The following is a 25,648-nucleotide window of genomic DNA, read 5'->3' on the forward strand; positions in this document are numbered from 1 at the left end:
GGAGACAAAATGGACACCCCATCCAAAAAACTTCAGGGCTTGCCACATTACGACAGCCCTCCATTGAGAGGCAAGCGTCCGCCCCGCTGCCCGCCTTTTGTTGAGATCAATCACGAGGACCAGTTACTGCCCTATCTGGAGCATGTCGCCCAGCGCCCCTACAACCATGGACTCAATGCCTGTTGGGATCTGAAGGAAGGAGAGCGCGTTCTGCTCAGGGTTGACAACTGGCATAGCGAGCTGACGATCAAGGCCTGCGAAAAGATCCTGCAAAAATACAAGGTCAAATACGACATCAAATACATCGACCGCGGCCCTGTCCGGCAGTGGGTCGGCGCGGACGAGGTCGAATATTATCTGTTCCGCACCAAAGAGTTGGCCGAATGGATGGACATGTGGGAAGAGGAAGAAAAACGCCAGATGTACGACAAAATTCTGATGGGTTATGGCGGACCCGTACTGGCCGAACGCCTGGTAAAAATCCAGCGCATGCCTTTTATCACGCCTGAAATTCTCGCCTCCCCCGCACACGCCATGCCGATCGAGGTCATTAACGCCATAGATAAATGGACGTGGGACCGGATACGCAGCGCGAAACGGGTCAGAATTACCGACCCTGAAGGAACTGATATTTCGTACACCAATCACGACGAATACTGGGATGATAAGCGTGAGTTTTATGCCCCCGACCTGGTTGCCAAAACATGGCAGGGCAATGAACAGTTCGGAAAGACTTATTTGCCAGGCCATATCACGGGGCGGCCATGGCTGTTTCACCCCACAAAAGAAGATGCCTGCGGGGTGATTGCCGGCACGACCAACCATATCGCGCCCTGCGACTGGACGCAGTTGATCGTGGAAAATTCCAAAATTGTCCAAATCAATGAAGGCGGTGAGTTCGGCAGACAACTGCGCGACGTCATGGAAAAAACCAAAGACATCCAGTACCCCGGCTTCCCGGACAAAGGAATTATGCATTGGTGGGAAGCCTCTATCGGCACCAACCCCCATATCCACCGGCCACGCAAAGATTTTCCATCCGGATTCGTGAACTGTCTGTATGAACGCGTGCGGTCGGGCGTGATTCACATGGGATTCGGTACCATCATTTCGTCCATGACCGAACGCGAAGCGGCCCGGGCCGGGCATCTGGTCGGCCACTGGCATCTACACCTGTACTTCCCGACCTATCATACCGAGCGCTCCGGCGACAACGAGAATCTGATTGAAAACGGTCGCCTGCTGGCACTGGATGATCCTGCAATACGCAAGCTGTGCTCAAAATACGGCGACCCCGATCTGTGGCTGGACGAAAGCTGGAACCCGGCGGTGCCGGGGATCAATATGCAGGGAGACTATTGGGACCACTATGCCCGCGATCCTCTGCACTGGGTCAAAACCGAGCTGGAAGTGTGCCGAAACTACCATCCGATGTTTATGAAGATGGTAGAAGCAGACGGCAAGTACTGTTCCGGCGAAGGCGCAAACTGGTGGAAAGGCGGCTGTTGTAATCACAGTGGCGTATCCAGCAGCCCGCTTAAAGGCAATTGCTGCGGTAGCTGAGCCATGAGCCTGCTCAGCACCGGGTTGTGGATGGCTGCCTGCTGGCTGGCAGCAGGACTGGATGCGCGACATATCGAAGCCATTCTTTGGCTGACGCAATGCGCGCAGGCAGACCCGGCCGGCAAATTTCTATCCATTTACTCCGTGTCGCACGGCATGGCTTTCCCTTATTCCCTTGCGCTGATGATCCTGATGTCTGTCTGGCATATTGGCAGGCAAGCAATGCACAACGTGGAGCCCGGTGTTTTTTTCGGAACGGCTGCGATGTGGTTAAGCATGTATCCCGTGTGTCTGTTCAGCGAACAAATCGCCGGCAGGATAAGCGGTCCGGTTAGTGTGCAGCTCTATGCGTTTTTGATGTTGGCGGTAGGAAGTGCGGTCATGCTGTTTTTTAACGATAAGAATTCATTCCCCAAGCGAGGAACCAGATGAGACAATTCAAGAGAACAATGACGCTGGCTGTGGCTATCACAGCGATAGCAGTCGGATCGGCAGCCTCTGCAGCTGAAGCGGGCACAAACTGGCCCGATCATCCTATCACCCTTATTGTGCCTTTTGCCGCAGGCGGTGGTGGGGATACATTGGCCAGGCTCGCAGCAGAGCCGCTAGCCAAAACGATCGGGCAAAGTATCGTGGTAGAAAACCATCCCGGTGCGGGCGGCAACATCGGCAGCGCTGCGGCAGCGCGTGCCAAGGCGGATGGATACACTTTCCTCTATGGCACCAATGGCACCCAGGCCATCAACCATAGTCTTTACAAATCGGTTGGATACAAGCCGGAACAGTTGAAGGCGGTAGGACGCTTTTCCACGATAGAACTCACTATGGTGGTCGCACAAGATAACGCAAAAGGCATTCACTCGGTGGCCGACATGCTGGCGTATCGCGCGCCAGACGACAAACCCCTGACCTGTGGTTCTGCCGGAAACGGAACCTCTTCACATCTTGCCTGCGAAATGTTCAAAAAACAGACCGGCCTGGCTATCACCCACGTACCGTACAAGGGCAATGCCGCCGCAGTCACTGATATTATCGGGGGACGCATCGATTTCATTATTGATGTCACGCCTAACGTGATGCCTCAAATCAAGTCTGGCAGACTCAAAGCGCTTGCCGTGACCAGCAAGACGCCCAGCGCGTCTTTGCCAAACATCCCGACATTGGACGCCTCTGGAGTAAAAGGCTTTGAGTTCTACGCATGGGACGGCTTATATGCGCCAGCTGGTACCCCCCCGCAGATCATCGAAAAAATGAATGCAGCCATTGGCGAAGCGCTCAAGCAGAAGCAGACTGATGAACGGCTTCGCGCCCGGGGCGCTGTTCCCTCTCCCATGGCGCCTGCCCAATTCCAGTCTTTCACCGACCAGGAAAAACAACGGTTGGGCGCCGTTGTCCGGGAGATCGGTGCGAAAGTGGACTGATCACAAAGCGTACCAAAACAAAGCCCGGAACGTTTGCGGCTATAATCTGGGCTTGCACTGCCCGATTTCGCAGGGCTGGCGCCAGACTTATTTCATTTGCATGTCGACACTTATAAAAACAGTTACAGACGAATTGCGCAGGCGCATCCTGAAAGGATCGTTGCCTGCCGGCTCACGCATCAAGGAAATTGAGTTTTCCGCAGAGCTGAATGTCTCGCGCACGCCCTTGCGCCTTGCGCTTGGCGAATTGGAGCGCCTGGGTTATGTGGAAAAATCCGGCCGCCAGGGATTCCGTGTCCGCGAAATCAATATGGCTGAAGTGGCTGAGGCCCTTGAATTACGCGGTGTTCTGGAAGGCTATGCCGCGCGCCGCATTGCGGAAATGGGACTCTCAGACAAAGATCACAACTGGCTGGGCATGCTGGTGGAAAACGGTCGCCACCTGATTTCGTCGTGGACCCGTGACATGCGACAGCCGTTTGTTGAATCCTGGGCGGAAAACAACAAGCAATTTCACGATGCGCTCATCAATATGGCGCGAAATTCCCACCTGGCCCAATCGATGCAGATCGTATCGAGAACCGTCTTCGCACGCGCGGGCAATCTGGGCTCGATCGGCGACTATCCCGAGATCGAACTGGAATTTTTCACCCGCGCCCAGGAAGACCACGAGGCCATCTTTGATGCGATCACGCAGCGCGAAGGGGCCCGTGCAGAAGCGCTGTGTCGTGAACATGCCAGGCGCAGTATTGCCAACAAGCAGAAACTGAGCAGGCTTTCCGAGCGCGTGCCGACCTGAACAATTGTTCACTAGCCAGAAGCACGAAAAGCGACTATATTGCTTTTAAGTCAGCCACTTCATTCACGCTCACAATATCACGCTAATGGCAGCCTACGACGCCCATTTTCCTGCAATGCGTATCGCACTCTATCTGGCGGTTTCTGCCCAGATCGTCACACTGGCGCTCGCCATATACATCTACGCAGCCGCATTGCCCGATCATTATTTTTATTATCTTCTCGTTGTGCAATTATTGGTTATTCCGTATTGCATTATTAATATAAAAACCGTGCGGGAATGGGAACAGCAGAAAAACACCATTATTCAGGACGGCGTAAACGGCACAGCACAGCTGATATCCGTCGAAAAAATGGGCTCAGCTGACGAAGTGACGCAGTATTATATTTTTACCCTGCAACCCGACACCAGTAACGCCACCGTGCAGGTGACCGACGCCATTTATGACGAAACCTACGAGAAGATATCCGGTCGACAAACCGTTCCGATCAGGTATATCCCGGGCACGGATCAAGTCATGATCCGCTTCGATGATTTATAGAAATAACAGCCATCATCCGGCCAAACATTGATTTTTGAACTGAAAACTGGGAATAATATCAAAGACAATGACATTTCGCCGATTGCTTTTTTCAATACCAGACAGTCGTACCGACGGCTTGTTGTTCAGTTTGTAGGTACTGGAATAATTGGCCAGATGCCCCGTCTTGCTCATAAACACCTGGGATGCGATACCGCCAGCCACGCCCGGCTGATCTCCGAAAGAGATCGCTTTCAGGGTCCCTTTGTTATGGACTGGGGCACAGCAAAACAGAATCCGGAAGCAAGGGTTAGGCGCCAGCAAATGGGTGCCGAAGTTTGGATAGGGTATGGGCAGCATGGCGGGCGGCGTCTTGCAGAAATCAGGAAAGCCGAGAAAGCCGCCACCCAGCGAGGTTATGTTGTACATGAAATATCCTTAAAAAAATGGGTTTTTATGTCGTACACTGTGCAGCTCAGCTCTTCTAAGGGCGGCGTCGTCGGTATTTGCCGGAAACCCCATGGCGCGCCCCGTCGCCCCATGCGCGCGAATGTGTGTTCGCGTTGCATCCTGGAAGTTGGCGTTTTCCAGTAAAGCATAATCGAAATTCGAATAGGCGAGGTTACATTTTGTGAACATCGTACCCTCACAACGGGATCGCTCAAAAACCGCATACTCCAGGTTCGATCGGCTGAAGTTCGTTCCATTCAGAATCGCCTCAGTCCAAATCGTTTTATTCAATTGCGCGCCCTGAACAGCGGCGCCGGTCAAATCTGCCCTGGCAAAAACCGTCTCCTCTCCAAATAAGCCGTTCATTTTTGCTTCGGAGAGATCACATTGGGCAAACATTGATCCTTTGACATACGCACCGGTGAAATCTGCCCGCTGCAATTTGGCTTCCGAAAACTGGCAGGCAACGAAACGTTTCTGTGAAAAATCCATCCCCCGCATATCGCAGCCGATCAGCATGACCTGATTGAACAGCTCGCTTTCCAAATTCGTCTTTCTCAGGTCGGTTTGGTAAAAAATGATTTTGTCCAGGTCTGCACCCGTAAACGTAAAATCACCGAGATCGGACTCATGGAAAACGCAACGAACCACGTCGCTCTTTTTTATGCACCCGCCCGCAAGGCGAACGTGCTGAAAAACCGTATCTTCGATGGTACAGCCTACAAACTCGGCTTGCCGCAGATCCACTTCCGTGAACGCCCCTTCCAGCAACCTGCATTCGAAGACAGTGGTGCCCGATAGCGTAGAGGTCAGAAAAGCGCTTTCACTCAGATCACTCGTCGTAAAGACGACATCGGTCAGATTACAATCCGAAAATACCGTTTCCGCGAGATCGCAATCGGTAAACCGGCTGCCTGTAAAATCGACATGATCGAACGTCATGCCGGACAAGTCCGCTCCCGTGACATCAAGGCCGATGAGCACCTCATCAGAACAGGGGGAACTGTCCTTCAGATATCTTTGCAAAATCTCTTCATTCATTAGCAAACAGCCTGAAGATGCGTTGTTCGTCATCCCGATAAAGTGGATACATCTCCAACTCTTCCATGAAGGCCCCACTCAGCCTTGTGTTTCCATCAACATGAACCTTCGAGACATTCGTACGAAACAACGTCGCACCCTCGAAATTGACCGCAGACAAATTCGCCTTCTCCAGCGTTGCCTGGATCAAATTTGCGTTTCTGAATGAACTGCCGGTCAGGTCTGTCTTGTGGAAAATGGCGTCCCTGGCGATCACGTGATCAAAATCACAATGGGTCAAGCGCGACTTTGAAAAATCCGTTCCTGAAACGTCGCTGTATAAAAAGCTGCTACCCTTGACCGTTATGTTCATGAAATTGCATTCCTTCAACCGACTGCCGACAAATTTACACTTGATCAAATCAACATCGTCTTCAATCAAAAGATTATCCAGGTGGCTTTTCAGAAATTCGCAATTATCCAGTTTGCACGTAGTGACTGATGCGTCTTTCAGGTTTGACGCATCAAACACAACTTCCACCAGCTGACTGTCCATGAAGGCCCATTTTTCAATCTTGCAATCCCGAAACGTCACTCCCTTCAAATTAAAATCTGACGACAGACACGTTTGAATGTCGCACCCCAGTAACGTTGAATCTGCCATCTGGACATAATCGCTCATAATATTGATAAATTTTGAGCGCACGATTTCAGATGACGAAATCGATATTCTGACCAATTCAGATTCTTCGAAATTGCATTCCTGCAGCGTCGTGTGACTCAGCACCGCTTCACCCAGATTGGCTCGCCTGAAATTAGCCGACTTCACAATTGCGTGAGCGAAGCGGGCCCGGGTGAGCACGGCCTCACTGAAATCGGCGCCCGTCAGTGTTGCGCCTTCAAAGCTGGCACTCTCAAGAAAGGAGCCCGAAAAATCTGCGCTTCGCAAATCCAGCGCACTCAGATCGGCACCGGTAAAATCCTGGCCACAGAGCGGTTCCTTCTGTTGATAACGCCGTATCACCTCCGCGCGCAGGGCCTGACTTTTTTGCCGTTCCAGCGGGAAAATCGCTTTCTGAAGGTGCGCTGTATATAAGTATGATTTTCTCAACGCGTCTTTTATATCTTCAGAATCCCTGTCCTCCTTTTGGGTCGAGTGGGCGTCCGACAAAAACGTCCTGGCGGATCGATTCATATCATCCACGAAGTCCAGATCCGGTGGACCGGAACGATCCAGTTTCCACGATTTCAAATCAATGCCTTCGGGGTTTTGCAGCTCCTGTATATAGCGCTCGATCTCGGGGTCGTCAACATCCTGCATCAGCTCGATGACCTGCAACCTTGCGTCGCTCACTATTTTCTCGGCTCGCTCCGGGTTGTCGGCAAGGTCCACCGGTCTTTCCGGCGGACCGATAAACTCAGGGACAAGCGCCTGATAATCCAGACCGTTCTGATCGAACCACGCCTTCGTTTGCTCGTGCTGCTGCTTTAGATACATATCAAGCCGCTGCCCAAGGCGGTTCTTATCGACCAGATGGTCCGTCACCTCCAGTGAACGCATCAGGACCGGCGCAATGAGTTCTTCGTCTTTATCCAGGTGATACATGACCTGCTTCGGGTCTCGTCGCCATGCAAGCACTTGTTCATAATACGCTGACGGTTTTGGCGCATCTGCCATTTCGATCGCCGCCATCGCGATCTCTATGTCGTCCGCTTCCGCATCCTGAATGTCGATTGAACCATGGAACATCATGATATAGGACTGCGATTCAGGCAACAGCCAGAGCGTTGACGCCTGCATGTCGGGCACTTCTTTTATGCACTGGCGACTTTCGGTATCGCGAGCAACCACCAACACCCTGGCCTGCAGTGGCGCAATAGTATCTTCCCAGCACGGCAGCGCAGGATGCATGTTCCACACCCGAAATGAAGCGCCTAGCGGTAACTGCTCAAGACCCGGCCATTGCTGCTCTTGGGCAGCCATGTTGAAAATAGACGGATCCATATCCGGCAGAAAGCCCGGAAACTCATATCTGTACCATTCTTCACTATACGTGCCCTGCTTGCTCAGGCGCTGCGGATGTGTCATTCCCAGGGGACTGAACGAAGCCGGGGCGGGACGGTCTCCTTTGCTTTTCACGCCGTGCAAAGGGTCCTCTATGTTGGGAAGCGGCACCGCTTTTGTACCATTTATAGTATGCTCGTCCAGTCCCAGCCCTTCGGGATTGTCGACAAAATGCTGTCCCCCGAAAGCGTGCGACCAGTCTACCGGCATACTCTCAAATTCCTGGGCTGGTGTGATCGTGTTGTCAATCCAGAATCGCTGTCCCGTTACTCTGAGCGCCTTTTTCAGGTCGCCGACTTCTGCTTTCACCATGCACTGTGTTTTGTCGTCCTGATGGGCGGTATAGGCCGATCCGCTGATCAGATATTCAGGACGCGCTTTTGGCATAATCTGGTCCAACACGCCACCACTGTCGAGCATGGGCAGGATATCGGACCAGATTTTCTGCTCCGCCCCCAGAAAATGACCTTGCTTATCGCGTGAAACAAGAACGTAAACGCCAACGGCAAGTTTTGTACGGCCACGCCACTGAAACGGACGCGTCAACAGACCGGCCCGAAATGGTTTAATTATTTTCATGATTCAGGTTTGTGTTCTCTGACCTTTGACTTTCGTCACATATAACGCTTGTATTTTTTTGGACACTGCACCTTTTGTCATACCGACTGATCGCTTGTCGCTCTTCATTTTCACGATCTGTACTTGCGCAAGACCGAAATGCACACGGGTGTTGGAAGGAAGCAGAAAGTGGCGCCCCCTGTTGAAAGTGGAGCTCGAAAAATTCAGATAGGCCGCAGACACATTCATACTATAGCCATACAAGGCCAGATTGAGAGGCGATCTGGACGACTTGCTGCCATAAAGATAGAAATCCAGGCCATCGATCTTCACCACATTGGTGTACTTTTCAAGGATCTCGGGCGCCTTGCAGGTAATCTGACTATCGGTCGTCCAGCTCAAATCGCCCTGATGGGTATGGGTAGACGGCAATTTTACAGTCTTGTCCAGGGTACTTTCATAAGTGAACGTTGCATCTTGAAGATACTTGTCCGTCGCGTTCTGTTTAAAAATGGCCATGTTTAATCACCATACAACAGTCAGACCGGAATAGCTGTAATCTTTGCTGTTTTCCGTCTTTTCAATTCGCTCGCACTTTTCCTTGTTCAGAATGGCTGCCTCGACAATCGCCAGGAAATTCGGAAAGGCTGCTTTCGAATTCACGGCTTTAAGCGGTGACGGGTTAAAGAACAGTCCGTATGTCAGAACATACAGCGCAGACACTTCCGTTTTCCGCGTCCGAGCATGCGTTGCCGTCACCGTGGAATGTGCGATGTTTGAGCCGGCAGCGCCGACGTTCGCAACGCCGATCGAAAATGAATTGTCGTAGATGCGTTTGACAGTGTCGCCCTTGCGCGTGAACGTATTGTCGTTTATCGTAAAGGTCTGTCCGCTCGCATCGATCAGCAAGCCGTTTTTATAAGTGACGGTCGATACTCCTGTGACCGTGACATTTTCTTTTTGTTCAAAATTGCTCGTCAGGTTGACTTCATATTTGTTTTCAAACGGCTTGGTATATATTGCCATGACTTTTCCTGTGTCAACTTGTTTTTGAGGTCTTGGCGTTGACGTGTTCCGACGTCACAGTCACCAGGCGTATCCCGCTCAGGCTGAATTTTTTGCCGGTGTTCGCTTTTTTGGCGTTGCTAAATGCCGTTAGCTTTCCACGCGTCATCAACACCTGAATGGGATTCGCGTTGACCCACAGCACCACACCATTACTGGTAACGATCTGGCCCGAGGCCCAGGCCAGCGCTTTGGACTGCACCATGAAAAAACCGAAGGCATTCACATTTGCCCCGAACACCGAAACGCTCAACGACCCGGCCTTGCTGTCATGCGTGTCGTCAATATCCCAATTCAGTATCTTGGCAGTGTCAAGCAGTGTCTGGGCTCGTATTTCCAGTTTTCCAGACTCGATCGTTAAATTCAATCCAGCCTTGTAATCCTGTGCCGACTCTCCCTTGACCGTTTTGGTTTCCTTCCCTTGTACGTCATAGGTGGCTTTATCTTTGTAGATGTCGTTATAAATGCCTTTATATATTGCCATGACTGCGCAGTCCTATTTTGGATGGCAACGCGTTGGCATGACCGGATCCGTAGGTGCGTCAGGCGTCGCCGGTGCGCCAGAATCATCGGGCGCAGGCGCGGCGTCGGCTGTCCACTCTCCGTCCACGACCAGATTCATATTCCCTTGCACGTGCATGTTGGCATTGCCCTTAATATAAATAGTGGCATCGTCGAGCATGGATATCGTCACCGCACCGTTTGTCTTGGAGTTATAGGTTGACTGACGCAGCTCTTTGAAGGCGCCCTTTGTGGTCACATCCCGTGTATTCTCATACCGCTCAACGGTGGCAGCCTTTACGTTCTGATGCAGGCCACCCTCATAACTTGCCTTGGTCTGTCCCACGACATGGTCGTGACGCTCGACGCCTGTTTTCTTGTACTCGCTTTGCCCAATCGTCGTATGAGAATTTCCGCCAACATAGGTTTTCATATCACATCCGATCCACAGATCGGCACATGCCAGGCTCTTGATGACCATGTCCATTTGCGACTTGAGCGTCACCAGCTCGGCGCCTAATGTGTCATCAAAAAGCATCATGTTGGTGGTGCCCATATCGCCGAACACCGACTGACTCCTGAACCCGCTGATCGTGGCACTGCCCGGCAATTCTACGGGCGGCATATTGTTCGCGTTGTAGACGCGTCCGAGCACAATCGGTCGGTCTGGGCATCCGCCGATAAAATCGACCACAACCTCGTCCTTGATCCGTGGCAGCTGCAAGCCGCCAAAGCCGCCACCCGCCCACGGGCTGGACACGCGCACCCAGCAGGAGCTGTTTTCATTTTTCTTGCCGTAACGGTCCCAATGAAACTGAACCTTGATGCGACCATATTTATCCGTCCAGATTTCTTCGCCTGCTGGCCCTACAACGCGCGCAGTCTGCGGACCATGGGTGCGCGGAATCGGGGTGGTGCGTGGCGCACGATACTGGACCGACGCTGGCAGCGCAATAAAAGATTCCTCGTAAAAATCCTCAGAACCCGTGCCCGTGCTATAGCCCGATACGCTCATCCGGTAATTGACGGAAACGACCAGATACTCTTTGTTTTCGGACTCTCTGGGATGGTTTTTCAGATTGAAGGTATAACCAGGCGCAACGCCCCGGGCGTTGGCAATGCCTCGCACCTGTTCCTGCACACTTTGCAGTTCCTGCAATCTGACACGTGAATACTGCTCGCCATGGTCTGGTTCCTGGAATCCGCCCTGCCACTCGTAGATTTCCAGATTACCGTTTTCCGACCCGCCGGAACGTTTGGAAACCGCATCCAGACTGGCCCCCGGTTTGGTGAAGTCGTAATCGGTTGTAGCATAACCATCGGACGTGATTTGAGCGACGACTTCCCACATGGAAATATACTCGTCCTGGGGACGGGCTAAGCGATCAGGGCCATAGTAGGGAATGGAATCATATCCCGGCGTAGCCTTGTGCGATGAAATGTCATCTGTCATAACAAGCGTGTGCTGGCCGTCTTCATGCCTGAAGTAATAATAAATTCCCTCATGTTCCATGAGGCGGCTGACAAACGCAAAATCGGTCTCCTGATACTGGACGCAATATTCCCAGTTACGGTATGAACCGTTGAGCTTCATCTCAAACGGATACCCGTATTCTCCCAACACTTCCTTGATGACATCCGGCACACTTTTCTGCTGGAAAATTTTATTATCCGAAGTCTGGGTCAGGTACCACAGCCAGGGGCGTACGGTCGCTTTGTATATATAGTAGCGCGAACTGGCATTCTCGCGGCCGATCAATTCAAAACGGGTGACCTGCCCATTCAGAAAGCGGGAGCCGGACAGCGTTTCCATTTCAATTGTCAACGGCTTGCCCAGCAGGCTCTTGAGGTCGACGTTGTAATTGTCCGCGATCAATTCGACATCAAAATCGAACAACTGGGACAGCCCTTCGGAGCCATCCATCCGGCGAAAGCCCAGGCTTGCGCCCAAAGGAGTACGAACAACAATTGAACGAAACTGAATCGAATTTGGGATATCCACAGATATTTCCTTGTGTCTGACTGGGCGCGCAGCGGCGGTTGTCTCAAAGCAATACTTTGTAACTTACTAATTTAGTTATATTTTTTTATATTTCAATGAAATGACTTGTTATATTGGAATGTACGAAACAACGTTCTTAAATACAATTGCTGTATCTACCGATTAAGTAACAACCTGTTTCTTCCGGCTTGAATTGGGGTAATTTGTTTCAATTGCTAATTATTAAACTTGTGGTAGATGCCAGCCAGGCGTCCGCTTGCATCACAGGGCATCCAGGCGAAGGCGTCGTGGCAGCAGATCAGCCCAAAATGAAAACACCGGTCCGCCCGGTTTCCTGACCAGCAGATTAGGCAAATTTTACAGAAGATCGTGCAATCGATTCGATGCATCCCAATCTATAATGGGCGGGCGATATTTTTGAGCGCGACAAAGAGCCTCAGCGCTGTGTCCGCGTCGCGCCAGTAAATCCCGTCTTTTTCCGATTTCCCCTCCCCCTCTCGATGCAAGTCGTTGCAGATACACAAATGCAACTATTTTATGGAGCGTTATTCCACCATGAGCACCCTCAATATCAATGGAAGTGATCACACGATTGATGTGGACCCCAGTACCCCCGTTCTTTGGGCATTGCGCGATTCACTGGAGATGACGGGAACCAAATTCGGCTGTGGCGCAGCACTGTGCGGCGCCTGTACCGTACACCTGGATGGCCAGGCCATTCGCTCCTGTGTCACGCCGGTCACGGCAGCCGAAGGCAAAAAAATCACAACGATCGAAGAAGTGACCGGTGGCAACGATCCCGTCGGTACAGCGGTCTACGAGGCCTGGGTCAAGCATGACGTGGCGCAATGCGGCTACTGCCAGAGCGGCCAAATCATGAGCGCGACGGCTTTTCTGAAAAGCCAGCCCAAGGGCAAACAACCCACTGCAGATGAAATTGACTCGGCGATGGCCGGCAACATCTGTCGCTGTGGCACCTACACCCGTATCCGCGCGGCCATTGCCGATGCTGCTCAATCTCTTGCCTGACCGGAGCCTTCCATGCTGAACAACAACCTGATCGATCTCCCGCGCGCATTACAGAACATGCTTGAACGCGGCCCCATTGATATGCCTGCTGCGCTTCCTCGCCGCAGCTTTCTCAAAATGATCGGCATCGGCGGCCTGGCGCTGGGCGCCTTTCCCCAGACGCTACTGGCAAAAGACGCCGAGACCACGGCAAAACAGGCGCTCAAGCCGAATCAGCAACCTTCTGCCTTCGTACATATTTCTCCTGAGGGTGAAGTCACCGTCACAATCAACCGTCTGGAATTTGGCCAGGGCGTACAAACGGGTTTGCCCATGATTCTGGCCGAAGAGCTTGATGCTGACTGGGACCTGGTACGCAGCCGCAACGGCAACGCCGACATCGCATACCAGGATCCTGTTATGGGCGTACACCTTACCGGCGGCTCTACGTCTATTAAAAACAGCTACATGCAATACCGCGAGCTGGGTGCGCGTGCCCGTTCGATGCTCCTGGCCGCGGCTGCCGAACGCTGGAATGTGGACTCAGCAAGCCTGCGCACCGAGGCCGGAACGGTCATCGGCCCCGACGGCCGCAAGGCCGGATATGGAGAATTGGCCGAAGCCGCCATGGCGCTTCCCGTGCCCGATAAAGTCACGCTCAAAGATCCCAAAGATTTCCGCATCATCGGCCGGGCAACCAATCGTATTGACGCCAAAGCCAAGAGCAGTGGCAAGCAGGATTTTGGTATCGACATGCATCTGCCCGGCCAGCTGACTGCAGTGATCGCGCGTCCCCCCGTATTTGGAGCCAAACCCGCCAGTCTGGATGACACTGCGGCAAAGGCCGTCAAAGGCGTCAAAGCCGTACTGCGCGTACCGCTGGACCGCGGCGGCGAAGGCGTCGCCGTCATTGCCGAAGGCTACTGGCCGGCCAAGCAAGGGCGCGACGCGCTCAAACTGCAATGGGATACCGCCGGTGTTGAAAAAGTCGACAGTGAGAAGCAGCTAAGCCAATACCGCGAGCTGGCAAACCGTCCGGGCGCCATGCAGTTCGAGGCGGATATGGCGCCACTGGCGCAAGCACCGCATCAGCTGGAAGCCGAATTCGTCTTCCCATACCTCGCCCATGCCCCCATGGAACCGCTGAACTGCACGGTTCAATTATCCGAGGGTCGGGCGCAACTCTGGGTCGGTACCCAGATGCCGGGCATTGATGGCGCGGCAGCCGCGCGCGTTCTGGGCATCAAGCCCGAGCAGGTTCAGGTGAACGTACAGACGGCCGGCGGCGGATTTGGCCGGCGCGGTGTAGGTACAAGCGATTTTGTGGTATCAGCATGCGAAGTCGCCAAAGCCGCCCGCACTGCCGGACTGACCGTGCCGATCCGTACGCTTTGGAGTCGGGAAGATGACATAAAAGGGGGTTACTACCGCCCCATGCATTTTCACCGTGCAAAAATCGGATTCGATGAAAAAGGCAAGGTGCTAGCCTGGGACCATGTCCTGATCGGACAATCCATCGTCGCAGGCACTCTGCTTGAAGGCATGATCAAAAATGGTATCGACCCCACAGCGACTGAAGGCATGCGTAACCCTTACCCGATACCCATGAAGCTCACCGTCCATCATCCAAAACTGAATGTACCGGTATTGTGGTGGCGCAGCGTCGGCTCGACCCACACCGCATTCGTGATGGAAACGCTGATCGATGACATTGCGCGCGCAACCAAACAGGATCCTGTGGCGTACCGACTGGCCCTGTTCGGAGACAAAAGCCCGCGTCACAAGGCGGCATTGCAGCTGGCTGTCGAACGCAGCGGCTACGGCAAAACTGCCTTGACTGAGGGGCGCGCCTGGGGCGTTGCAGTACATGAATCCTTTGACTCCGTCGTTGCCTATGTCGTGGAAGCCTCTGTCGCCGATGGCAAACCCGTGCTGCATCGCGCAACGGCCGCTGTTCACTGCAATCTTGCGGTGAATCCGCGCAGCGTGGAAGCGCAGGTACAGGGCGCAGCCGTCATGGGAGTGTCTATGTGCCTGCCCGGCGCCGCCATTACACTTAAAGATGGCGAAGTGCAACAGAGCAATTTCGGTGATTTCAGCGTACCGCGCATCACCGACATTCCCGAAATCGCCATCCATATAGTGCCAAGCGCCGAACCGCCCACCGGCATGGGCGAGCCCGGCCTGCCTCCGCTGGCCCCTGCTTTCGCGAACGCGATCGCCAGCCTGACAGGAAAACCGGTGCGCAATCTGCCGTTCAAACTGGCTTGACGACCCTGCCCCAAATCAGTATTGCGCCAATAGTTCGAATAGCGCTTCACCGATCCGGGGCAGAAAGGTCGTGTCTTCGGACACGGCCTTTCCATGGGAGAACACTACAACTGTGATAGCACGGTAAGCGCGGCAATGGTTTTCCGGTATCAGAAAATGCGCGCTGTCATGCCGGTTATAACTGGCGAGCTTATCACCGGTCCAGCCATTCCATCCCGCCTTGGAGTAGTATTGCAGGTCTTGCGGCAAGCGCTCGCCCAGAAAACCATCAACCTGGTAATGCGGCATGCTCCTCAATTGCGGATCAAGTGGTCTTTTCAGCAACGTTGCGGCACTCGCACTGATCGACGGATCAAGAAACGCGCCGGTACAGATCTCGCTTAAAAGGCGGGCGACAAAATCAGTGTTAAGCTGATTGTGATTGTTCTTTCCGTCCAAGGTGACAAATATTTTCTCCCTGCCATAACGGTCGTCATCCATCAGCTTCTGACAAATATTGATATTGCCGGCTTGCGGCCAGCCCAAATCCCGGAAAAAAAGGTTTACGCCCTGGCGCCGCTCAAGCCATTGTTTCATCTCATTCGCGGGCAGCAGCGTATCGCCCGTGGTACCCGATAGCATGTCAATAACGTAATTGGTCGCGTTGTTGCTCGACCAAAGTATCATATCTGTCATAGCGCGCGTCAATTCAGCATGAGCGGCCATCCTGCCTTCACGGAGTGCGGCCTGTGCCGCCGCCAGATAAGCCACCTTGACGACACTGGCGGGATAAAACGCCCGCTCGCCCTGCCATGAGTACCCTTCAAGCTGCGGCGCATTCCCGTCCAGGGCCGATCTTGGAAAGAGATGCAGCGTGATGGCCGAATCCGCCACATCGTGCGCCAGCGGCGCAAACGCTTGCCTGGCAAACGTCAGCAATTGCTGCCCGATTTGCATTGACTGTTCTGTCTGTTGATAATACATGGACGATCCTCTAGATTTCGGCGAGCCGGATGCAGCGGGCACGGTGTGTGTCCGATACGCCGGTCAGACCGGGATGGCTTTGCCGGCATGGCTCTTTTACATAGGGGCAGCGACTGGAGAAGGCACATCCGGCCATGGTGTCATGAGGATCAGGCAATTCGCCCTCCAGAATCGTTGATGGCAATCTGACCGAGGGATCGGCAATAGGAATCGCTGAAAGCAGTGCCCTTGTATAGGGGTGACGTGGCGTCGAAAAAATATCCTCCTTGGTGCCTTCCTCTACAATTTCCCCAAGATACATGACCAGAACGCGATCGCTCACGCGTTTGACCACATTCAGATCGTGGGCGACAAACACAAACGCAACTTGCAATTGCCGCCGTATCTCTTCGAACAGATTGATAATCTGCGCCTGGACAGAGGCATCCAGTGCGGACACGGGTTCGTCGGCAATAATCAGTTCCGGTTTGACCGCCAGCGCCCGGGCGATTGAGACGCGCTGGCGCTGGCCACCGCTCAGGGCATAAGGATATTTTTGCTTTAATGACAACGGCAACCCGACGATCCCAAGCAGCCGGTCAACCTCGGCATTCAAATCGATCCTGGCCGCCGTCGTCCGGTGCGTGGCCAGCGCTTCTTTCAGCATTCCCCCAATGGGGAAGCGCGGATTCAACGACGAGTACGGGTCCTGGAAAACCATCTGCATTCGCGTGCTGCGTTCAAATCGCGACAGTTGCTCTACCGGCCTGCCGCCTGACCATGTAACGGTTCCTCCTGACGGACGTTGCAGGCCGATAATGCACTTTCCCAGCGTGCTTTTGCCACAGCCCGACTCGCCTACGACGCCGACGATTTCGCCTTTTTTTACATGAAGCGACACGCCCTTAAGAGCATGCAGGACACTGGCCGATTTTCCGCCCAGGATGTCGCCAAGCCTGCGCCGGCCACCAAAGCGCTTCTCAAGTTTATCGACGGTCAGCAGAACAGGAGAGTCGGAAACCTTTACCACAACGCATCCTCCTTGCGGTGACAAGCACACGCGTGATTCTGGGTGAGGGTTTCATTTTCCGGAATCTCTCGCAGGCATCGTTCAACTGCAAACGGGCAGCGGGGATGAAAGCGGCAACCATCAGGAAAATGCCCGGCCGCCGGCGGCTCGCCAGGAATCGGCTGCAATTTATGCTGCGGATCGACATGCGCCGGTAAGGCGTTGAGCAGCGCGCGCGTGTATGGATGCCTGGGCTTGGCAAATACCTCGGCGACACTGCCGCTTTCCACGATCTTGCCGGCATACATGACTGCCATGTCATCACAATGCTGCGCAACGACGCCAAGATCGTGTGTCACCAGCAACACAGACATATTCACCCGCGCACGCAGTTCATGCAGCAATCGCAAGACCTGCGCCTGTATCGTGACATCCAGGGCGGTCGTCGGTTCATCGGCAATCAGCAACTCTGGCGCACAGGACAATGCCATGGCGATCAGGACCCGCTGACGCAAACCGCCGCTCAACTCATGCGGCCACGCACTGTAGCGACGCTCCGGCGAAGTGATGCCGACTTCACGCAGCAGCACCACCACCTTTTCCCGAACCTGGCCGGACGACAGCGCTGGCTGATTGCGCCGAACTATTTCGCCCACTTGATCGCCCACCCGCATGGTCGGGTTCAGCGCAGTCATCGGGTCCTGGAAAATCATGGAGATTTTGCGTCCCCGGATATCGGTCAGTTGCTGCTCATTCATCGCCGCCAGGTCCTTTCCGTCAAACAGAATTTGTCCCTGTTCAATGACAAAGGGTGCCCCGCCGAAGAGCCGGATAATAGAACGACAAGTCGTGCTTTTACCGCAGCCGGACTCACCAACCAGGCCAAATACCCTGCCCTTTTTCACCTGGAAAGAGACCCCCTCGATGGCCATTTGAGCATGCCCCCGCTTGCCAAAGCCCGCATGCAGATCCTCGACCTTCAGCACGTGATCCATCATCGTACTCATGATTTCACCCTCAACTGGTTGTCGATGCCATCGCCCAGCAGCGAAAACGTCACGCCGATATAAATAATCATAACGCCCGGAAAAACCGACATCCACCACGCATCGAATATGTAATTGCGTCCTTCGGAGATCATGACGCCCAGCTCAGGCGTCGGCGGCTGAATCCCCAGCCCAAGAAACCCCAGGGAGGTGACAGCCAGGATGGTCAATACAACATCGGCCATCATGAACACAATGGCCGGAGTAATCACATTAGGCAGAATGTGCAGAAACAGAATCCGCAAGTGGCTGTAGCCCATCACTCTTGCTGACTGGACATATTCCGTGGTTTTGACCAGCAGGACTTCGCCGCGTACAATCCTTGCAAATGAAACCCACACCACCAGTGTGAATGCCAGGTACATATTCTGCGTGCTGGGTCCCAGTGAACCGACAATGGCGATCACCAGCACATAAAACGGAAACGCCCAGACAATATCGACAATGCGCATCACCAGCGTATCGAACCACCCGCCCAAATACCCGGACAACAACCCGATCAGCGACCCGGTCACAAATGGAATCAACACGCACACGGCCACAATTTCCAGATCGGTCTTGAGCGCTTCAATCGCCCGCCATAATACCTGCCGACCCAGATCGTCTGTCCCGAACAGATACTGCAGATTCGGACCCTGCAGGGCGCTATCAAAATTGATTTCAGATGTATCAATCCGGAAAATCGCAGGTACGACATAAGCCACCAGGATCAGGGCAAGCAACAGCACCAAACCGATCCATAATGAATAGTTCTGCGCGAGCCGACTGCTGCGCCACGTAGTCGATATCGTGCTCATGATATCTCCACCCTGGGGTCGGCAATCACATAGGCAAGATCGGCTGCCAGGTTGATCAGCACGACCAGAACCGCGAAAGTCACTGTGAGTCCCTGGACCATGGGATAATCACGCGCAGCAATGGACGAAACCATCAGCCCGCCCAGGCCCGGCAGAGCAAAGACCGCTTCAATCACAACCGTACCGCCGATAACCCAACTGGTATGAACCCCCAGCACCGATATCGTCGAGAGCAGCGAATTTCGGAACACATGCCGCCGGAGAATCTGCATCCGCGTCATCCCTTTTGCATAGGCTGTATCAATGTAGTCGGCGTTCAACACGGCGATAATCGAGCTTCTCAGGGAGCGAACAGTCAGGGCCGCCGTGCTTAATGCGATCACCAGCGCGGGAAGGAACAAAGAATGCAAAACCCCCAGTACGCCGCTACCGAGCCCGGATACCGGAAACAAGGGAACATAGACCGACAGCACAAGCACCAGCAGGATTCCCAGCCAGAAAGCCGGCATCGACATAAAACAGATAAACAGAAATTTGATCAGATTGTCGGTCGCCGAATTTTTGCGCAAGGCCGCCAGAAAAGCCAGGGGAATCGTCAGTACAATCGCGATGACCGTACTATATGCCACGAGCAGGAGCGTCACCCAAAGCCGTTCAAAAATCAGCGGCCCCACAGAGGTTTTGAATGCAATGGAGGTGCCAAAATCGCCTCTCAGGCAATCCAGGAGAAACTGGAAATATTGGACAATCAGTGGTTTATCCAAGCCCAGCTGGCGCTGAAGCTGGGCGATATCTTCGGCGGTACCGCGACTGCCCAGTAGCAACGTTGCCGGATCGCCGGGCATCACCCGCAAAAGCAGAAACGCCAGAATCGTGATGCCCAGGAGGACCGGAATCAGTTGTACCAGCCGCAAGACAATAAAACGCAAAATCATGAACCGCCCCTGTAGTTCCCTGGCTCCCCGTTTCTTCGATTACTTTACACGGACTTCTTCAAGTCTGTAATTGGAAGTGGGCAGCACGCGAAACCCCTCGACATTGGAACGATAGGCGTACGGCACCCCCTGGTGGTACAGGAAAATAAACGGCGCTTCCTTGTTCACAATCGCTTCAACTTCCTGGAACAAGCGCCCACGCGCCTCGCCTTCAGGCGTTTTGCGTTCCTCCGCGTACAGGGCATTGACACGATCGCTTTTCCAGTTGGTATGCAAGGCATTGGCCCGCTCAGGATTGACCGCAGTAAATCCGATCAACTGGTCAGGGTCAATTGTGTCGCTGGTGGTGTAGGTCAGCGACATTTCATAATTGCCCGCTTTGGTCGTCGTAAATTGGGAACCGCTTTCAATCGTCTGAAGCTGGATCTTTACGCCGATCTTGCCAAGCGCATTCTGTATGACAAGCCCGACTTGCCTTGCGGTCACGTCACCTGCGGGAATCAGCAAGGTTGCGCTGAAGCCGTCGGCAAGCCCTGCTTCGCTCAGCAATTGCCTGGCCTTTGCCAAATCAAAGGGATACGGTTTGATATCGGTATTGTGATGCGCCATGATAGGCAAAGAAGACGCCGCGGGCTCACCATTGCCTTTCAACACTCCCTGGATCAGCGTTTGTTTGTTAACGGCATAGTTCAGCGCCTGGCGAACACGAATGTCATCAAACGGCTTTTTGGTGGTGTTGAGCTGCACCAGATCAGTGCGAAACACTTTGGCGACGGCCGTTTTGATATTCGGATCCTTTTCCAGCATGGCAACCTGGTTAAACGGGATATCCATCGCTGCGTCCAGCTCCTTCGCTTTCAGCTTAAGGATACGGGCGTTGTCATCGCCGATGATTTCCAGACTGGCCTGCTGCACCGCAGGTTTTCCTTGCTGCCAATAGTTGGGATTTTTATCTAGTGATACGCGCTGGCCTTTCTCCCAAGCCTTCAGCGAAAAAGGTCCGCTACCCACCGGCGCATCGAAAAAGCCATCGCCCTTTTCCTGCAGCTGCGCGGCCGGCAGGATAGAGGCAGAAAACAGGGCAAGATTATTGAGCATCGGTGTAAACGGCGCATCCAGACTGAGCTTGACCGTTCGGTCGTCAACTTGATCGAACCCTGTGATCGGCTTGAAAAACCTTGCCCAACCGGATTTCTCTCCCGCCGCCCGTTTCAGGGAAAAAATAACATCGTCCGCAGTGACCGGCTTGCCATCGCTGAACTTTGCGTTTTCCCGGAGATGAAAGGTATAGGTCTTGCCGTCAGGACTGATTTCCCACTTGTCGGCCAGCCCCGCTTCGATTTTGGTTCCGTCCGCCGACGGCCTGACCAATTGGTCATAGATCAGCAGTTGGGTCCAGATAGAGGGGTTATCGCTGGATGCGATCGGATCCAGTGTCAGCAAATCCTTTGCAATTCCCAGGCGAAATTGATCGGCGCTGGCCTGAGCCATATTTAGTGCACAGGCAACGGCAATACCAACTTTCAACAACGAATGCAATTTGATCATAACGGTCTCCGGGTAATGCCCTGCGGTAATGACAAAATGAAAAATCTGCGGTTCAAAGCTATTTTGAAGCCATTCTCTGCCATGCGCAAAGGAAAAAAGTTATATCATCCATGAATAAAACTCATACCTTGGAGTGCAGGTGAAGCTCAGACATATTGAAATTTTCCATGCGATTCGAACCACCGGATCGGTCAGCCGCGCTGCCCGCCTGTTGAATATCTCGCAATCAGCAGTCAGCAAGACACTCGGTCATGCCGAGCTGCAACTTGGCTTCAAATTGTTCGAACGCGTCAAAGGCAGACTCAAGCTGACGCCTGAAGCCCAATCGCTGGCGCCGGAAATAGAAAAAATGGTGCACCAGCTCGACCACATCCGTTCGCTGGCAGCCAATATTCATCAACATCCGGCAGGCTCGCTCAAACTCGGTTGCCTGCCCAGTCTTGGGCTGCACCTGATTCCGCAGGCCGTCTCGCTCATTCGCCAGCGCTATCCGGATATCAATATTGAAATCACGACCGGCCATGAAACGGAATTGGTCAGAAAGCTGCGGTCGCGCGAAATCAATATCGCCTTTACGTTCAAGCCGGACGACTACCCGGATTGTTCAAACGTTTCGATCGCCAAAGTGAACATGGTGCTGGCCGGGCCGCAAAGAGAACGGGCGACAGATACGCACGAGATCGATTTCAGAAAGCTGATTACCTATTCCGCAGGAGACCCGGTCACCCGGATCATCGAATCCATGGCCGTCCCCCACCAGTTCACCAATCAGGTAAAGGTCGAGACTTATTACGTCGCCGCCGCGCTTGCCGAATACGAAGATCGGCTGGCCATTGTCGATGAATTCACCGCACGCTTCGTTCTCCAGGACAAAACCCGGTACGTTTATTTTGATCCCCCTATCACCCTTGATTTGGTAGCGATCTACCGGGAGCAGGGGCCAGCCAGCACACTGGAAAGGCAATTTATCGGCGGCGTGCGGCGCCTGGTCCGCCAGGGGCACACAAACGGTACCGTTCCGCTCTGAGTATTGACAAAAACATAACCATTCAGTTATGATTTTAATTCATAACCAATGGGCTATGTATCACTCATGTCATACGATTTGCTTTTTCGAACGCTTGCTGACCCGACCCGACGCGCCCTCTTCGAGCGCCTTTGCCGCGACGGAGAACAGACAGTTGCGGCGCTTACGGCGCAAGCCGGTGTCTCGCAACCCGCTGTGTCCAAGCACTTGGGGGTCCTGAAACAAGCGGGACTTGTCCTGGATCGCCATGAAGGGCGCCAGACTCATTACAGCGCACAACGCAGTGCCCTGGTGCCGCTGGTGGACTGGACAAGCAAAATGGCCGGTTTCTGGGAAAGCCGGTTTGACGATCTTGAATCCCTTCTCCAAAGGATAGACCAATGAACGACAATACATCTGAAATGCGCTCTGTCATCATCGAGCGCGAGATTTCCCACCCTCCCGAAAAAGTCTGGCGTGCGCTCACCGTTCCCCACCTGATCGCGGAATGGCTTATGAAAAACGACTTTCACCTCGCCGTCGGCCATCGCTTCAAACTTCAGGGAGACTGGGGCGGCACGCTGGACTGCGAGGTCCTGACCATAGAGGAAAATCGGGTCCTGTCCTACACCTGGGATTTCGTCAATGACAATCCCGATTACGATCTGCGAAGCATCGTCACCTTTACTCTTACGCCAACCGGCAAAGGTACGCTGCTGCGAATGGAACAGGCGGGCTTTCGACCGGAGCAGAAGCAGGCGCTGGGCGGTGCAAAAGCCGGATGGGAACAATTTCTCGGGAAACTGGAAGAGGTGGCCGGCAGAACCGATTGACAGGATTTGCCAAATCAGTTGACGCTGACCTTGGTTTTCTCGATATAGTTTTCCCAGCGAGACGCTTCCGCATGATAAAACGCGGCAGACTCGTCCACGCTTGTCTCTTGAAAAGACGCGCCGGTTTTTTCAAACAGGCTGGCGGCGGATGGAGAGCGAAGCCATGTATTGATCGCTGCATTGACTTTATGCACGATTTCCGGCGGTGTACCGGCGGGGGCAAAAACACCGGTCCAGCTTGAAAAAAGCATATCGGGTACCCCCTGTTCCGCCAGCGTAGGCACCTCCGGCAGCGTTTCGTAACGTGTATCGGCACTGACGGCCTGCAAACGCACAAGTTTGCCGTTCATATATGGCAGCGCTGCCGTCCTGTCCGAAAATGCATAACTCACGCGCCCGCCTGCGACGTCGTTAAGCGACTGCCCGTTCGACTTATAAGGAACGGTGACCGCGTCCACGCCCGCAGTGACCTTGAACATTTCACACGCAACCTGCGTCACGGAGTTGCCACTGCCGCAAGTCAGGCTGGGCGCCGTTCCGTTCCTGGCAGCAGCCAGAAACTCGTCCACCGATTTCCAGCCGAAACTGGAAGGAACAAACATACCGATAATGCCACGGCTCAATACGCCGACCATGACGAAAGATGATTCGTCGAACCCGGTTCTCTTACTCGGATAAAGCGATAGGTTGGCTGCATTGGTGGTCGCGCTACCCAGCAAAAATGTGTATCCATCGGGTTTCGCTCTGGCGACAAAACTTGCGCCGATTGTTCCGTTTGCACCCGGTTTGTTCTCGACAACAATCGGCACACCTAATTGTCCGGTCAGACTTTCCGACAGGATACGCGCCTGAGTATCGCTTCCGCTTCCTGCAGAGAACGGTACAATCAATGTCACCGGGCGCTCCGGGTAATGACTGGCAGCATGGGCGTTCAATCCGATGAACATCAGTCCTATCCCCACAATGCGTGTTAATACATATCTCATTAAACAAGTCTCCACAAAAAATAATTAATTATTCATCCTGTTTCGGATACCTCTAAAAGAACACGGTTCCTTCTTTTCTGAGGGCCTCAAGCTCTTCTGATCCGAAGCCCAGTTGCGACAGAATCTGTTCAGTATGTTCACCCAAAGCTGGCGCATATAACGGTGGGGTTTCGTCGTCCAGATTGCTGATATACCCGTTCCGGAAGTTCGCGGCCATTCCGTTCTGGTATTGGACTTGTTGATATGACAACGAAAGTAAATCCCCTTGCAAGGCCTCATCCATAAAGTCAAAGACGGTGCGTACGCGAGCCGCGGGCACACCTTCCCGGTTCAAATCTGATTCCAATTTCCGGTTCTCGGCTTTCAAACAGGCTTCAGACAGTATTTTCTGCACTTTCTGACCGTCTACCGCTTTTACAAAACCATGTTCGCCTGTCATTGTCTTTTGATCGATCAGTTGCGGATCACTGGCCAGCTGCGAAATATTCAGAACACGGCATAACGCGTGAAATTGCTTTGAAGTATTGGCCGCAATCGATATCCAGCCGTCTGAACACTGGAACGTCGAAGCGCCCGGACTTTCTGAAAAGCCGCGATTTCCAACACGAGGCATATCTTCGGCCTGCGCAAGTACCCGACAAACCTGAGGCAGCATCAGTTGTACTGCAGCCTGAGCCATGGAGATATCCAGGTAGATTGCGCCGCGGCTACGCTCGCGCTGGAACAATGCGGCAAGAACACCTTGTGCCGCCACCATGCCGGTCGCCGAATCAATAACAGGAAACCCCACTTTCAATGGCTGGTTGCCTTCGCCCCCCAACATCATCATGCCCGTCAGCGCCTGAACGACATGATCATAGGCCCCGTATTGGGAAAGATCCCCTTTTTGACCATACCCTGAAATAGATACATAGATCAGATCAGGATTAATCGCGGTCAATTTATCAAAATCCAGGCCCAATTTTCTGACAACGCCCGGCTTGAAATTCTCGATGAATACGTCGGCCGTCTCTACAAGACGATAAACGCTATCGAGCATAGCGGCATTTTTCAGATCAATCGCCAGAGATTTTTTGCCACCATTGATGGCGGCAAATGACGGTGAGATTCCTGCGTCCAGCTTGATCTTCCCGCTGTAACGCAGAGAGTCTCCTGCCTTCGGATGCTCTATCTTGATCACTTCGGCTCCCTGCGAGGCAAGGTAATGCGATGCTGTGGGGCCTGCGATGACATGCGACAGGTCGATGACACGCACATTCTTTAAAGGCTGCACTTTTTACTCCTGAAAACGGGCAAGTACGGG

The 25,648-nt window shown here is 53.4% G+C and carries 25 protein-coding genes and 1 pseudogene; 10 read left to right on the forward strand and 16 right to left on the reverse strand.

Annotated features, from left to right (window positions below; genetic code table 11):
- The first annotated feature begins 9 nt into the window (after positions 1-9).
- From W822_RS26580 to W822_RS26600, 5 genes are all read left to right on the forward strand, one after another.
- Positions 10-1,563, forward strand: coding sequence for a hypothetical protein (locus W822_RS26580; RefSeq protein ID WP_024003559.1), 1,554 nt, complete (start codon positions 10-12; stop codon positions 1,561-1,563).
- A 3-nt stretch (positions 1,564-1,566) separates the two neighbouring features.
- Positions 1,567-1,995 carry a hypothetical protein gene (locus W822_RS26585; protein WP_024003560.1) on the forward strand — a complete coding sequence of 143 codons (429 nt, stop codon included), beginning with the start codon at positions 1,567-1,569 and terminating at the stop codon, positions 1,993-1,995.
- The gene (locus W822_RS26590) at positions 1,992-2,984 is read left to right on the forward strand and encodes a Bug family tripartite tricarboxylate transporter substrate binding protein (RefSeq protein ID WP_024003561.1); all 993 of its coding nucleotides are present in this window, start codon (positions 1,992-1,994) and stop codon (positions 2,982-2,984) included. Before W822_RS26585 ends, W822_RS26590 begins: the two co-directional genes overlap by 4 nt.
- 100 nt (positions 2,985-3,084) lie before the next feature.
- Positions 3,085-3,783, forward strand: a complete 699-nt coding sequence (locus tag W822_RS26595) for a GntR family transcriptional regulator (RefSeq protein ID WP_024003562.1) — start codon at positions 3,085-3,087, stop codon at positions 3,781-3,783.
- A gap of 85 nt (positions 3,784-3,868) precedes the next feature.
- The gene (locus W822_RS26600; protein ID WP_024003563.1) at positions 3,869-4,324 is read left to right on the forward strand and encodes a hypothetical protein; all 456 of its coding nucleotides are present in this window, start codon (positions 3,869-3,871) and stop codon (positions 4,322-4,324) included.
- Between the two features lie 12 nt (positions 4,325-4,336).
- Here the strand turns inward: W822_RS26600 and W822_RS45750 are convergent, their stop codons facing one another.
- The 8 genes and pseudogenes from W822_RS45750 to W822_RS26630 form a co-directional block, all read right to left on the reverse strand.
- The gene (locus W822_RS45750) at positions 4,337-4,732 is read right to left on the reverse strand and encodes a DUF4150 domain-containing protein (protein ID WP_024003564.1); all 396 of its coding nucleotides are present in this window, start codon (positions 4,730-4,732) and stop codon (positions 4,337-4,339) included.
- Between the two features lie 9 nt (positions 4,733-4,741).
- Positions 4,742-5,524 (reverse strand): pentapeptide repeat-containing protein, encoded by a 783-nt coding sequence (locus W822_RS26605; protein ID WP_172642758.1) that lies wholly within the window; start codon positions 5,522-5,524, stop codon positions 4,742-4,744.
- Positions 5,525-5,554: 30 nt separating this feature from the next.
- Positions 5,555-5,827, reverse strand: a pseudogene (locus W822_RS46775) (pentapeptide repeat-containing protein); the annotation flags it as partial.
- Entirely contained in the window at positions 5,787-8,417 is a 2,631-nt protein-coding gene (locus W822_RS26610; RefSeq protein WP_024003566.1) for a DUF2169 family type VI secretion system accessory protein, read from the reverse strand. The gene W822_RS26610 and the pseudogene W822_RS46775, both read right to left, overlap by 41 nt.
- 3 nt (positions 8,418-8,420) lie before the next feature.
- The gene (locus tag W822_RS26615; RefSeq protein WP_024003567.1) at positions 8,421-8,915 is read right to left on the reverse strand and encodes a hypothetical protein; all 495 of its coding nucleotides are present in this window, start codon (positions 8,913-8,915) and stop codon (positions 8,421-8,423) included.
- A 6-nt stretch (positions 8,916-8,921) separates the two neighbouring features.
- A complete protein-coding gene (locus W822_RS26620; protein ID WP_024003568.1) occupies positions 8,922-9,422 on the reverse strand; it encodes a hypothetical protein in 501 nt (166 codons plus the stop codon).
- 13 nt (positions 9,423-9,435) lie between these two features.
- Positions 9,436-9,945 carry a hypothetical protein gene (locus W822_RS26625; RefSeq protein ID WP_024003569.1) on the reverse strand — a complete coding sequence of 170 codons (510 nt, stop codon included), beginning with the start codon at positions 9,943-9,945 and terminating at the stop codon, positions 9,436-9,438.
- A gap of 12 nt (positions 9,946-9,957) precedes the next feature.
- A complete protein-coding gene (locus W822_RS26630) occupies positions 9,958-11,964 on the reverse strand; it encodes a type VI secretion system Vgr family protein (protein WP_024003570.1) in 2,007 nt (668 codons plus the stop codon).
- Between the two features lie 555 nt (positions 11,965-12,519).
- Between W822_RS26630 and W822_RS26635 the strand changes: the two genes are divergently transcribed.
- Positions 12,520-12,993: a (2Fe-2S)-binding protein gene (locus tag W822_RS26635; protein WP_024003571.1), complete on the forward strand. Its 474-nt coding sequence runs from the start codon at positions 12,520-12,522 to the stop codon at positions 12,991-12,993.
- Positions 12,994-13,005: 12 nt separating this feature from the next.
- Positions 13,006-15,243: a xanthine dehydrogenase family protein molybdopterin-binding subunit gene (locus tag W822_RS26640; RefSeq protein ID WP_024003572.1), complete on the forward strand. Its 2,238-nt coding sequence runs from the start codon at positions 13,006-13,008 to the stop codon at positions 15,241-15,243.
- Between the two features lie 15 nt (positions 15,244-15,258).
- On the opposite strand, the gene W822_RS26645 is transcribed toward W822_RS26640, so the two are convergent.
- Genes W822_RS26645 through W822_RS26670 form a run of 6 tightly spaced genes read right to left on the reverse strand, consistent with a single transcriptional unit; the run spans position 15,259 to position 21,520 of the window.
- Positions 15,259-16,206 carry a serine hydrolase gene (locus W822_RS26645; protein WP_024003573.1) on the reverse strand — a complete coding sequence of 316 codons (948 nt, stop codon included), beginning with the start codon at positions 16,204-16,206 and terminating at the stop codon, positions 15,259-15,261.
- A 10-nt stretch (positions 16,207-16,216) separates the two neighbouring features.
- Positions 16,217-17,215 carry an oligopeptide/dipeptide ABC transporter ATP-binding protein gene (locus W822_RS26650; protein WP_024003574.1) on the reverse strand — a complete coding sequence of 333 codons (999 nt, stop codon included), beginning with the start codon at positions 17,213-17,215 and terminating at the stop codon, positions 16,217-16,219.
- A complete protein-coding gene (locus tag W822_RS26655) occupies positions 17,209-18,201 on the reverse strand; it encodes an ABC transporter ATP-binding protein (protein WP_031242061.1) in 993 nt (330 codons plus the stop codon). The genes W822_RS26650 and W822_RS26655 overlap by 7 nt, the downstream gene beginning before the upstream one ends.
- Entirely contained in the window at positions 18,198-19,037 is an 840-nt protein-coding gene (locus tag W822_RS26660) for an ABC transporter permease (protein ID WP_024003576.1), read from the reverse strand. Before W822_RS26660 ends, W822_RS26655 begins: the two co-directional genes overlap by 4 nt.
- Positions 19,034-19,972 (reverse strand): ABC transporter permease, encoded by a 939-nt coding sequence (locus W822_RS26665; protein ID WP_024003577.1) that lies wholly within the window; start codon positions 19,970-19,972, stop codon positions 19,034-19,036. Before W822_RS26665 ends, W822_RS26660 begins: the two co-directional genes overlap by 4 nt.
- A 39-nt stretch (positions 19,973-20,011) precedes the next feature.
- Entirely contained in the window at positions 20,012-21,520 is a 1,509-nt protein-coding gene (locus W822_RS26670) for an ABC transporter substrate-binding protein (RefSeq protein ID WP_024003578.1), read from the reverse strand.
- Between the two features lie 139 nt (positions 21,521-21,659).
- Between W822_RS26670 and W822_RS26675 the strand changes: the two genes are divergently transcribed.
- The 3 genes from W822_RS26675 (at position 21,660) to W822_RS26685 (ending at position 23,359) form a co-directional block, all read left to right on the forward strand.
- Positions 21,660-22,547, forward strand: a complete 888-nt coding sequence (locus W822_RS26675) for a LysR family transcriptional regulator (protein WP_024003579.1) — start codon at positions 21,660-21,662, stop codon at positions 22,545-22,547.
- Positions 22,548-22,613: 66 nt separating this feature from the next.
- Positions 22,614-22,931 (forward strand): ArsR/SmtB family transcription factor, encoded by a 318-nt coding sequence (locus W822_RS26680; protein ID WP_024003580.1) that lies wholly within the window; start codon positions 22,614-22,616, stop codon positions 22,929-22,931.
- On the forward strand, positions 22,928-23,359 hold the full coding sequence (locus tag W822_RS26685; RefSeq protein WP_024003581.1) for an SRPBCC family protein: 432 nt from the start codon (positions 22,928-22,930) through the stop codon (positions 23,357-23,359). Before W822_RS26680 ends, W822_RS26685 begins: the two co-directional genes overlap by 4 nt.
- Positions 23,360-23,373: 14 nt before the next feature.
- Here W822_RS26685 and W822_RS26690 read toward each other — a convergent pair whose 3' ends face one another.
- A complete protein-coding gene (locus W822_RS26690) occupies positions 23,374-24,345 on the reverse strand; it encodes a Bug family tripartite tricarboxylate transporter substrate binding protein (protein WP_024003582.1) in 972 nt (323 codons plus the stop codon).
- 52 nt (positions 24,346-24,397) lie between these two features.
- Positions 24,398-25,618 (reverse strand): CaiB/BaiF CoA transferase family protein, encoded by a 1,221-nt coding sequence (locus W822_RS26695; RefSeq protein WP_024003583.1) that lies wholly within the window; start codon positions 25,616-25,618, stop codon positions 24,398-24,400.
- Positions 25,619-25,648: the final 30 nt, after the last annotated feature.

It is taken from the genome of Advenella kashmirensis W13003 (genome assembly GCF_000506985.1).
In the GTDB taxonomy this organism is placed as follows: domain Bacteria; phylum Pseudomonadota; class Gammaproteobacteria; order Burkholderiales; family Burkholderiaceae_B; genus Advenella; species Advenella kashmirensis_A.